This window comes from Gammaproteobacteria bacterium (assembly GCA_003696665.1).
GTDB lineage: Bacteria > Pseudomonadota > Gammaproteobacteria > Enterobacterales.
On record RFGJ01000145.1, the window covers coordinates 1 to 11,315 of the forward strand.

Genomic DNA, 11,315 nt, shown 5'->3' on the forward strand with positions numbered 1-11,315 from the left:
CAAAAACCTTCATCTCGGGGCCTCCTCTTTTTCTTTTCTGTTTCTCTTGAGGCCCCTTTTTCATATCTTCAATGTCTCACATCTGTCTGAACCTGGTCACCCGATTCCCCGCCTGTTTTTGCATTTCAGTTGCACGGCTGCGCGATAGTGCTTCAAGCGTATCGCGCCACCACTGCCACCAACTGATCAGCAATTTCTTCAATGGCTGACTTGTCTCGACCCTCGACCATGACGCGAATGACCGGCTCGGTACCAGACGCTCTGAGCAGCACCCGACCAGCATCACCCAATTGGTGGGTCACTTCGGTCACACAGCGTTGAATCTCTTCCTTGCTCATAGGATCAAACCGCTCTTTCACACGAACATTTTTCAACACCTGTGGCGTCTTTTCCCAACGACGCCCTGCCTCTGCCAACGTCAGGCCCAAGTCACGAAGCCCCACAAGCACACGTAGCGCCGCGATAATGCCATCGCCCGTGGTCGTACAATCTCGACAAATAATGTGACCCGAACTCTCGCCGCCCAGCATCCAGCGGTTCTGTTTAAGCATTTCCATCACATATCTGTCACCGACCTTAGCCCGGGCAAACGGGATGTCCATCTTGCGAAAGGCAAGTTCAAGCCCTAGGTTTGTCATCACCGTGCCGACCACACCGCCCGCCAAACGGCCTTGGCGTTGTGCATGAGCTGCCAAGACATACAACAAATGATCTCCGTCGTGAAGTTCACCCTTATCATCCACCATAACGACGCGGTCACCATCACCGTCAAAAGCCACCCCTAGGTCTGCCCCCACTTCAAGCACTTTTTGCTTAAGTGTCTCCGGATGCGTCGAACCGACGTGCTCATTGATGTTCAGCCCGTTGGGCTCAATCCCAATGGCGATCACTTCTGCGCCCAGCTCTTCAAATACCGCAGGCGCAATGTGATACGTCGCACCATTCGCGCAATCCACAACAATTTTTTGTCCTTGGAGGCTGAAATCCGATGGCACACGACTTTTGCAAAATTCAATGTAACGCCCCCGCGCATCCTGCAGACGACGCACCTTGCCCAAGGCATCAGATTCCACACAGTCCATTGGCCGCATCAACCACTGCTCAATTTCCTGTTCAATCTCATCTGGAAGTTTTTCTCCGTCTTCTGAGAAAAACTTAATCCCGTTATCATAATAAGGATTGTGTGAGGCGCTGATGACAATGCCAGCACAAGCGCGAAAAGTGCGCGTCAGGTAGGCAATGGCTGGCGTAGGCATCGGTCCAAGCATGACGGCATCAATGCCAGCCGACACCAACCCCGCTTCCAGCGCGGATTCAAACATGTAACCGGATATTCTTGTGTCCTTGCCGATAAGCACTTTGTTTTGCCCTCGGCCGGCAAACACCTTACCAGTGGCCCACCCCAGTTTTAGCGCGAAATCCGCTGTGACCGGCGGATGGCCGACCTTTCCTCGCACACCGTCTGTGCCAAAATAACGACGACTCACCTCACACTCTCCTCATGACTCATGACATTCAAGCGAATCGTGATACGCATGCCACACCGCGAGCATGTCGCGTGTTTGCGCCACATCGTGGACGCGCAGTATGTGCGCCCCTTGCTGGACCGCCAGTAAGGCTGCCACCACGGATCCCACCATTCGCTCCGTCACCGTACGACCGGTGATTTGGCCTATCATGGATTTTCTCGACACCCCGATCAAGACCGGATAACCAAGCTCGCACAGTTGCTTGATGCCACGCAACAATTGCAGGTTATGGGTCAGTGTTTTACCAAAGCCAAAACCTGGGTCAATCGCAATCCGGTGCGCCTCAACACCGGCGGTCTTCAGAATTTCTGCTTGGTTCGCAAGATAATCACTGACTTCCGCGACAACGTCGTGATAGTGCGGATTCTTTTGCATGGTCTCGGGCGTGCCTTGCATATGCATCACACACACACCAACCTCTGCCTCGGCAACAATGGCTTGCGCCTTCGGATCCGAAAACCCCGTGACATCATTAATCATGCTCGCCCCAGCGGCAATGGCCGCGGCCATCACCTCAGGTTTTCTCGTGTCCACCGAAACAGGCATGTTCAAAGATGCCAGTTGTTCAACAACCGGAATGACCCGCGCTAACTCTTCCTCGACCGAAACAGGCGCAGCACCGGGGCGCGTGGACTCACCACCAACATCCAAAATATCGGCCCCGGCATCAATCAAATCCTGTGCATGCGCGACTGCACGTTCCACTGAGTGATAGCGCCCACCATCCGAAAACGAATCAGGTGTCACATTGACAATGCCCATGACAAGAGGCTTTGCCAAAGACAACGAATACCGTCCACACTGAAACACACGCATCTCATCTGCCTTATCACGCGATTTTGCGCGTATCATAAACCAATTTTGCCCGATTCGCTTGCACTCAACGCATGAAAGGATCTAAAATTCGCGCGCTTTTTCAAGAAATGTCGGAACTTTTGTCGGAGTGTAGCTCAGCCTGGTAGAGCACTACGTTCGGGACGTAGGGGCCGGAGGTTCGAATCCTCTCACTCCGACCAGTTAATTCTCCCTTGAACACATTCCTTGATCCTGCTGTCGTTATTATCCGCGAGGTATCACCACGATTTCTGCCTCTGACCGGTTATCTGGTAGAATGGCTGGAAAATTTCGCATGAGAGGCCGATATGGAACCCATTATTCGAATCAGCGAAAAGGCGCAAGCGCATTTTCGCAAATTGCTTGCCGAACAAAAAGAAGATGATGTCAATATTCGTGTATTCGTTGTCAATGGTGGGACACCACACGCGGAATGCGGTGTTTCCTACTGTCCGCGCAGCTCGGTGGAGCCACAGGATTTAGAATTCTCATACGACGGTTTCAAAGTTTATATCGACCCAGAAAGTGCACCATTTCTCGAAGACGCGGAGATCGATTTTGTTGAGGAAAATCTTGGCGCACAGCTGACGCTGCGAGCGCCCAATGCCAAGGTCCGCAAGGTTTCAGACGACGCCCCGCTGATTGATCGTGTCAGATATGTCATTCAAGCTGAAATCAACCCGCAATTGGCGAGCCACGGCGGCATGGTCAACGTCACAGAGATCACGGATGACGGGTATGTGATACTCCAATTCGGTGGTGGATGCCAAGGGTGCGGCATGGTCGACATCACACTCAAGGAAGGTGTGGAAAAAACTTTGCTTGAACGATTTCCAGGGGAAATTAAGGGTGTTCGCGACATCACCGAGCATGCTGCAGGAGAAAATCCCTACTTCTCATAATCACGTACTCACCCAAAAGGCCTGTCTAATGACAGGCCTTTTTCGTCGCAGTTTAGGCACAGCTCGAGTCACATTCTTGTAGTGCACGCACCGATTGCCGAATGGCACGCTCCATACCATGGCGAACCATCTTTGCGGTCATGGCGATCTGCGCATCAATGTCATCACTTGCGCGAAGGCCACCATCGTCACCATCGACGACCCACTGGCGTTCACGCAAAATCTGTAACAGTGCGGCAAAAAGCCGTTTGTCGAAAAACTCTGGTGCATTCACTTTGTATAGATAACTCAACCGCTGCGCGACCAACTGCGCTCGGCGCTCCAACTCGCCCCGTGAGATTCCTGCGTTTTTTTGAAGAAGTACCAACACTATCATTAAACGCTCAAACATTGGTTGAACCGTCTGGGCAAGCAACGCAAGATGGATGTTGATCATCTCATCCGATGGGATCTCATAGCCTTGCTCGGTACGATTGAGCCACCCAAGCGCCACCAGTTCATCGGCCGTTGTCTGTAAACGGGTGGCAAACTGAGCAGGATCTCCACGGACAAAGAGCTCTTGCGACACGATTGGAAAAAATGTCTCTGCCAATTGACCCAACATTGCTTTGGTGATGGTCGAACAACGCGTCAACGCGGCAGCCACCACCCCACCCGCAACGAACAAATGCAAAGTGTTGTTGCGATAATAGGTCATCAACACAGCTTCATGATTGTCTGCATAGACAATATCACCCAGTGGTAAGCACAAGCGGCGCACCATGCCAAGTCGTTCACTTTCAGCGACCATGGCATCCGGCGACTGTTCTGTGAGGATGTTCCTATCGTGATAGCGCAAAGCGCGCACAAGCTTGGCAAGACCGTCGAGATGGCGGGTCAACACTGGATAGTCTACCGCGTTGCGCGGCATTGATAGCAAGGTTGTCGCGATGAAGTTGGTCCCGTTGACGACGGCAGCTTCGTTGATCCTCAGCATCATTTCATTGGCCAGCTGCCGAACCAACGGGCTGAGCCAACTCGCTTTAATTTCCGTCACATCCTGACCAGCCTGCGCGGCCGCTTCCCGCAACTTTTTCCAGTCGGGCGCATGTTGATCCAAATAATCGGTCACCACCAAAGGCTCGCCAAAGTTCACATAGGCGCGACCATAGGCCTTTTTCAATGCCTTTCGCACGCCTAACAATTGCCCAACAGATTCGGACTGTTTCTCGGCACCTTGGAGCTCACGCACGTAGCTATTGCCTTCCATGAGCCTTTCGTAACCGAGATAAACAGGAACCAGGGCAATTGGTCGACGGACCCCTCGAATGGCACTTTGAACGGTCATCGCCATCATGCCCGTCTTTGGCGAAAGCAGACGGCCCGTTCGGCTTCGCCCACCTTCAGGGAAAAACTTGACAGGCACACCACGCGTAAAGAGCTGGTACAAATATTCGTGAAAAACCGCGCTGTACAGCTTATTGCCACGAAAGCTGCGCCGAATGAAAAAAGCGCCGCCCCGCCGGAGGATGCCACCAACCGGCCAGAAATTCAGATTGATGCCCGCTGCAATATGAGGAGGCACCAGGCCATTGTGATACAGCGTATAGCCAAGCAAAAGATAATCCATGTGACTGCGGTGGCAAGGCACGTAAACGATTTCATGTGTGGTCGCCAACGCTCTCACCGGCTCAATGTTTCTGACTTCTATCCCGTCATAAATTTTATTCCAGAGCTTTGTGAGTATCAGATCGAGAAAACGAACGACGGTATAGGAATAATCTGCCGCAATTTCATTAAAATATTTAATGGCGGTTTTACGCGCTTGCGCCACTGGAATTTTTTTGACTTCCGCCTCTCGCCGAATCGCTCGACGTACCATGTCCGATGCCAACACTGGCGCCAACAATTGACGTTTTCCAGTCACTTGCCTTCCCTGGGCGGCAATGCGCTGCCGATGGAAATGGACACGCAGTACACGTCGCAACACGCGCGCGTTGGTGTCAACACTTCGAACTGGGCGGATCACCTGTTTAAGATCAACAGGGGCGGAAAAATGGATAAAAGTGTGGCGCCGCTGAAACAGGATAATGAAAAATTTACGCAGTCGGCTGGCATCCTCGACATCACGAAAAAGCACACGCCAAAATGAGGCTTCTCGCGTCGGCGCACGCCCCCAATAAAGCGCCACCGGAACAATTTGCACCTCACACTCTGGATGCGACATTAAGTATTCAACCAGTTTTTTTAACCGCCGCTGATGGCGTTTTTGCTTGGCCTTGGAGAACCACCCTCGACCAACGCTAAACGCATAAGATGGCTCGTTAAATCCATTGCACAGAGGCTGCATGGGCGACGGCAGACCAACCATGTCACATTGCTGGCGAAGCAATGCCAAGTTGGTGGCCGATGGCGCACCAAGCACATAAAAAACAGGTTTGTTCGGATCAATGCCAAGTTCCTGAACGGGATTTTCAGGAATTCGTTTTAGATTGACCCACCACACCAGCGGCTTTCGTATCAGGTTGCTCACAAATTTTCGTATGGTGCTGATAAGTTTCATAACAGTCTTTCTTCGGCTCGTGGATGGCTGAGAAACGCCGTTGGACTCGCGCTCAGTCCATAAGCCCCCGACTGAAACACCCCGATCCAATCCCCCACTTCAGCATCGGGCAACGGCAAGTTTTCAGCCAGTTTATCCAATGGTGTACATAATGGTCCTACCACATTCGTTGGTTCAGTCTCCGGGGCGCGCAATCGATTAATGACCGCCACCGGATAATTTTTTCGGATAACTTGGCCAAAGTTGCCACTGGCGGCAAGATGATGATGCAGGCCACCATCGACAACATAGAACCTTTTCCCCCGCGAATATTTGATATCCACAATTTGGCACACATACACGCCCGCCTCGCCAACCAGAAATCGCCCCAATTCGAATATCACCTGAGCTGAGGGATAACGTTGGCGCAAATGGCTGGTATGGCGATTGACGATCTCGGCGAGCTCGGTCAGTGCCAGCGGTTTGTCATTGGCAAAATACGGAATGCCCCAACCACCGCCCAAGTTGAGCAGAATGGGCGGCTCCGGCGCATGGGCAGCCAATGCGTCGACAAGTCGACAAGTTTGCATTAACGCCTGTTCAATCGCTTCTAAATGTAAGTTTTGCGAACCAGAAAATATGTGAAATCCCATGAAGCGGCAATGTTCTGGCCAACGGCTTAAGACCGCGGGCACCATTTCTGCGTCAATACCAAAAGGCTGCGCCCCTCCGCCCATTTTCATACCAGAGGCACGCACCGAAAAGTCTGGATTGACTCGCACAGCAACCTTGGCCGTGGTATTCGCCGCGCTCGCCAGCCTATTGATGCGGGCCAATTCATTGACTGACTCACAATGAATCGTCACACCTTTGGCAACGGCCATCGTCAATTCATCATTTCGTTTGCCAGGCCCAGCAAAGCTGATGTGCTCCGGCTTGGCGCCTGCATCAAGCGCGAGCGCCAATTCCCCAGCACTTGCGACGTCGGCCCCATCCGTCATTGACAAAAGAAAGCGCACCACAGCTGGATTCGGATTGGCTTTGACGGCGTAGTGGATATGAATGTCCGGAGAAAGCCTCGCTCGTAATTCACGAACCCGAGCCTCAATGACCGCACGGCTATACAAATAGGCAGGCGAACGGCCAATGGCCTGCATCCATGCGCTGACAGGCCGGCCACTGATCACGAGCTCGTTATCCGAGTCTGGGAATAACCGCGCAATACACTCTGCTGCCGTCGTCACAATGGCGCCTCCCTAGGTGCGACTGAAAAAGTCGTGATATTGAGCCCGCAAACCTGCTCGGTCAAGCTTACCGTTAGCATTACGCGGCAATGTCGCCATGACCAACAGTCCATGCGGCCCCATATAACTTGGCAAGTGACGTCGACAATGGCCAAGCAGCTTGTCTTTCATGGCGGCAGGATCTTCGGGGCTTTCCACGATGAGCAACACACCCTGCCCGAATTCCGGGTGCGGCTGGCCGATGGCAACAGCATTCAAGACGCCGTCACACTCCAAGGCAACCTCTTCGATTTCAGTCGGACTGATACGATAACCGCTGCACTTAATCATTTCATCCGCACGCGCCACAAAATACAAATAACCGTCTTCATCACGGTAAACACGATCGCCGGAAAAGACTGCCTTTTCAGACACTCCGGTTGTGCCAGGCCATGGTTTAAACCGTTGTGCAGTTTCTTCCGGTGCATTCCAGTAGCCGAGCGTGACCAACGGGCCGCGGTGCACCAATTCACCCTCAACGCCAGGCGCACATTCACGCCCCTGATCGTCAACGACATGCACTCTCGCATTGGGGATGGCTTTTCCTATCGACGTGGGCCGCTGCTTGACCTGATCTGGCGGTAGATACGTTGAACGAAACGCCTCTGTCAATCCGTACATTAGGTAAGGTTCGGCTTTTTGAAATAGGCTCAGCAGTTTGTCCAGCAACGCTTTTGACATGGCACCACCGCTGTTCGTCCAGTAGCGGAGTGCGCTGCGTGCCTCGTCAGGCCAATCCACATTGACCAGCTGCCGCCACAACGGTGGTACCGCTGCGATGCCCGTCACACCATGCTCAGCACAAATGCGCGGCACATCGGTCGGCAGCAAATAATTGTGCAGAACCACTTTGGCGCCAACCGAAAACGCCGTGGTCAATTGCGACAGTCCATAATCAAAGCTGAAAGGCAACAACGCCAACAGGGTATCTTGGGCGTGATTTTGTAAATAACTTGCCACCGATTCGGCACCCAACACCAGATTTCGATGTGATGCCACGACACCCTTGGCCCGCCCAGTTGATCCTGACGTATACAAAATGACCGCAGGATCCGATTCCAAAACGTCTCCGCCAATATCAACGCCATTTGTTGGCATGGCGGCAAGCGCCGTGACTGTGGTCACAACGACCGGGACAGCCGAGTCCTGCTGAAAACGCGCTGCCCAAGCGTCATTGGTGACAATCAGGCGGGGCTGACAATCCCTGACAATATGGCTGATTTGCCGCGGCTTAAGCGCCGGGTTGATTGGCACCAGAATGGCGCCGGCCTGCCAAACGGCCAACATCAACGCAACTGTTTCAATTTGCTTAGGCAAGTAGACAGCCACCCGATCGCCTGACTTGACGCCATGTGCGCGGACACAATGACAGTAATGATTCGCCATTCGCCATAACTGCTGATAGTCACAAGCGGCTTTTCGATAGAGCAGGGCCGTGGCGTCCGGCGTCTCGGCCGCGTAACGTTTGACAAAATCTGTGATTGTGACAACCATGCCATGTCCGTTCGCACAAAAAGTGGTCGCATTTTACCTTAAAAATTGCCAATAAGAGCGAAAACGTTCGTGAAGCCGCAACGCCGTCACAATCCCGGTCAATTCTGAAGGTGCGTCAGTTGAGGGCCACGCACTTCTGTTTGCCCAGTGTGGCATGGCCCATTACGCGTCATGGCAATCGCACGATGGCCCATCAACGAGGACGGTTCTGGTCAGACACTGGTTCCACAACTAACGAAGCGCCTCGGGAGCCCGTGATGACAACGGTCGTGCCTGCTGGACAGTCAGGCCCTTCAACGCGCCACCAAGTGTCACCGACACGCACGCGTCCGACGCCGTTTTTGATGGGTTTGGACAAGGTGAGTTTACGCCCCAACATTTCACGCCCTCGCTCATTGAGCGGCGGCGTGCTGGTCTCATCCGGTAATGGGTGTTTTTTGAAAAAGATTCGCCAACCAACAATGCTGACGATGGATAAAATAGAAAAGAGCGTCCACTGCCATTCCCAACCCATGTGTGGCACCATACCCAACACGATCGCGACCACTAATGCGGCAATTCCCAGCCACATAAAGATGGCGCCAGGCGCAAAGACTTCCAGCGCCAGTAGAATCAAACCGGCAACCGCCCAGTGCCAGTATCTGGCCGACGACAGCAGCGCATCCAATTCCATCATTGGCCTCCAGTATTTTTCTGCATCGCTTCTTTCGCCAACTCTGCGATGCCGCCAAGAGAACCGATCACTGAACTGGCTTCCAACGGCATGAAAATGAGTTTGTTATTATCAGCCGAAGCGATGTCCTTCAAGGCCTCAACGTACTTGGTCGCCACAAAGTAATTAATCGCATTAACGTTGCCTTGCGCTATCGCCTCAGACACCATTTGGGTGGCTTTTGCCTCCGCTTCCGCCAGACGCTCTCTCGCTTCAGCCTCTCGGAATGCAGCCTCCTTTTCACCTTCCGCCTTCAAGATCTGAGATTGCCGCTCACCTTCCGCTTTCAAAATTTCAGATTGCTTTAAACCCTCCGCCTCGAGGATCTGAGCCCGCTTTAGCCGCTCCGCTTTCATTTGTTTATTCATCGCATCAATGAGATCAGCTGGCGGCTGGATGTCCCGAATCTCAATCCGTGTCACCTTCACGCCCCAAGCATTGGTCGCATCATCCACAATCGCCAAAATTCGCGCGTTGATTTCGTCACGATTCGACAAGGCTTCGTCAAGCGTCATTGCGCCCAACACTGTCCGGATATTGGTCATGGTCAGGTTTTGCATGGCGCGTTCAAGGTTGGACACTTCATAAGTGGCCGCGGCCGAGTCCATAATCTGATAAAAACACACCGCATCAATGGTCACCGTGGCATTGTCTTCTGTGATGACCTGCTGCTCCGGAATATCCAAAACATTTTCCATCATGTTCACTTTCGCGCCGACACGTTCAATGATTGGCACAATCAGGTGCAGGCCAGGCTTAAGTGAGCGCACATAACGGCCAAAGCGTTCAAGCGTATATTCATAACCTTGCGGCACAATTTTGACACCATTGAATACAATGACCACGGCCAACAAAACCAATGAAATCACAATCCAACTCATCGTTCCCTCCTAGACATATTTCGCTACAAAACACGCGTATTAATCTTCATCCGGCAGCATCACCGCTGTCCGCTCCAAATCTGGTGCTTTTTCATCAATAAACTTAAAACGCTGGAATCCAATCCGAATGACATCTCCATGTCGCAAAATGGTGGGCTTGGTGATCTGCACTTCGTTGAGAAATGTGCCATTGGTACTCCCACAATCATGCAGTTCGCAACGCATCACGTCCTCAAGATAAGGATCGGGCAACACCACAATGCGCGCATGACGACCGCTGACGGCCAAATCATCTATGTGAATGTCGTTATCGCTGCGACGCCCAATGGTCACTTCTCCGCTCGTCAGATCAAACTGTTTAACGGCCACACCATCGACCAAAAGTGCCAACTTCGCCACACTGACCTCCAAAGCCTGACATCTGTGTTTTACGATTGAGACACGATAACAAAATCCAGCCTGACGTCCAGAGGTCTTTGTTGACAATAGACGCCGCGGCGAGACAAATGGTTGCAATCGTGTTCCTCGATCATCGACCCGCGGCGGCCAATTTGCGCAAAGCCTCCGCCATCAAATCAGCGGAAGGGAAACGTTTTTCTGGCTTTTTGGCCAACGCCCGTTTGAGCATCGTGGACGTGCCTCGCGGCAAGCCGTTCACCAAGCGGCTAATGTCCTCTGGCTCCTGTTTGACAATGGCGTACGCAACCGCCGCCAAACTATCTCCTTGGAATGGCAGCTGACCACTCAACAGCTGATACAGCGTCACACCCAATGAAAAGATGTCCGACCGGCCATCTACATCGCGTCCTTCAATTTGCTCTGGCGACATATAGTTGGGGCTACCAACAATGGTGCCTGTTTTGGTCCGACTTTCATCGGTCAGGCGCGCAATGCCAAAGTCCGTAATGACCAACCGTTCATTCGTGGCATCATAAATAAGATTAGCGGGCTTGATGTCTCGGTGCACGATGCCTTGTTCGTGCGCGTAAGCCAAACCATCGGCGGCCTGCGCCAGCAAGCTGAACACATGAGACGGAGGCAGTCGCTTGTCCTCCTCGATAAACTCGGACAAAGGCGAGCCGCTGAGATAGTCCATGGCAATGTAGGACAGATCACCTTCCTCGCCGACATCATAGATAGTGACAATATTTGGATGTCG

General features: G+C 52.6%; 10 protein-coding genes and 1 tRNA gene. 2 read left to right on the top strand and 9 right to left on the bottom strand.

Annotated elements, in window-relative coordinates:
• Positions 1 to 152 precede the first annotated feature (152 nt).
• Together D6694_04485 and folP are read right to left on the bottom strand one after the other, a co-directional pair.
• Complete coding sequence (locus tag D6694_04485) at positions 153 to 1,487, bottom strand: phosphoglucosamine mutase (GenBank protein RMH45575.1); 1,335 nt, start codon at positions 1,485 to 1,487, stop codon at positions 153 to 155.
• Between the two features lie 12 nt (positions 1,488 to 1,499).
• Complete coding sequence (gene folP / locus D6694_04490) at positions 1,500 to 2,345, bottom strand: dihydropteroate synthase (protein RMH45583.1); 846 nt, start codon at positions 2,343 to 2,345, stop codon at positions 1,500 to 1,502.
• A 123-nt stretch (positions 2,346 to 2,468) separates the two neighbouring features.
• On the opposite strand from folP, the gene D6694_04495 reads away from it, so the two are divergent.
• Both D6694_04495 and nfuA read left to right on the top strand, forming a co-directional pair.
• Positions 2,469 to 2,545 (top strand) — tRNA-Pro (locus D6694_04495).
• A 126-nt stretch (positions 2,546 to 2,671) separates the two neighbouring features.
• The gene (gene nfuA / locus D6694_04500; GenBank protein ID RMH45576.1) at positions 2,672 to 3,265 is read left to right on the top strand and encodes an iron-sulfur cluster biogenesis protein NfuA; all 594 of its coding nucleotides are present in this window, start codon (positions 2,672 to 2,674) and stop codon (positions 3,263 to 3,265) included.
• A 52-nt stretch (positions 3,266 to 3,317) separates the two neighbouring features.
• Here nfuA and plsB read toward each other — a convergent pair whose 3' ends face one another.
• From plsB to D6694_04535, 7 genes are all read right to left on the bottom strand, one after another.
• Positions 3,318 to 5,807 (bottom strand): glycerol-3-phosphate 1-O-acyltransferase PlsB, encoded by a 2,490-nt coding sequence (gene plsB, locus D6694_04505; GenBank protein ID RMH45577.1) that lies wholly within the window; start codon positions 5,805 to 5,807, stop codon positions 3,318 to 3,320.
• Complete coding sequence (locus D6694_04510; protein ID RMH45578.1) at positions 5,804 to 7,030, bottom strand: pyridoxal-dependent decarboxylase, exosortase A system-associated; 1,227 nt, start codon at positions 7,028 to 7,030, stop codon at positions 5,804 to 5,806. Before D6694_04510 ends, plsB begins: the two co-directional genes overlap by 4 nt.
• A 12-nt stretch (positions 7,031 to 7,042) precedes the next feature.
• Positions 7,043 to 8,563: an acyl-CoA ligase (AMP-forming), exosortase A system-associated gene (locus D6694_04515; protein ID RMH45579.1), complete on the bottom strand. Its 1,521-nt coding sequence runs from the start codon at positions 8,561 to 8,563 to the stop codon at positions 7,043 to 7,045.
• Between the two features lie 193 nt (positions 8,564 to 8,756).
• On the bottom strand, positions 8,757 to 9,236 hold the full coding sequence (locus D6694_04520; protein RMH45584.1) for an NfeD family protein: 480 nt from the start codon (positions 9,234 to 9,236) through the stop codon (positions 8,757 to 8,759).
• Positions 9,236 to 10,156: an SPFH/Band 7/PHB domain protein gene (locus D6694_04525; protein ID RMH45580.1), complete on the bottom strand. Its 921-nt coding sequence runs from the start codon at positions 10,154 to 10,156 to the stop codon at positions 9,236 to 9,238. The genes D6694_04520 and D6694_04525 overlap by 1 nt, the downstream gene beginning before the upstream one ends.
• A gap of 39 nt (positions 10,157 to 10,195) precedes the next feature.
• On the bottom strand, positions 10,196 to 10,672 hold the full coding sequence (locus D6694_04530) for an FHA domain-containing protein (GenBank protein RMH45581.1): 477 nt from the start codon (positions 10,670 to 10,672) through the stop codon (positions 10,196 to 10,198).
• Positions 10,673 to 10,685: 13 nt separating this feature from the next.
• On the bottom strand, positions 10,686 to 11,315 hold a 630-nt coding region (locus tag D6694_04535), incomplete at its 5' end, for a serine/threonine protein kinase (GenBank protein RMH45582.1).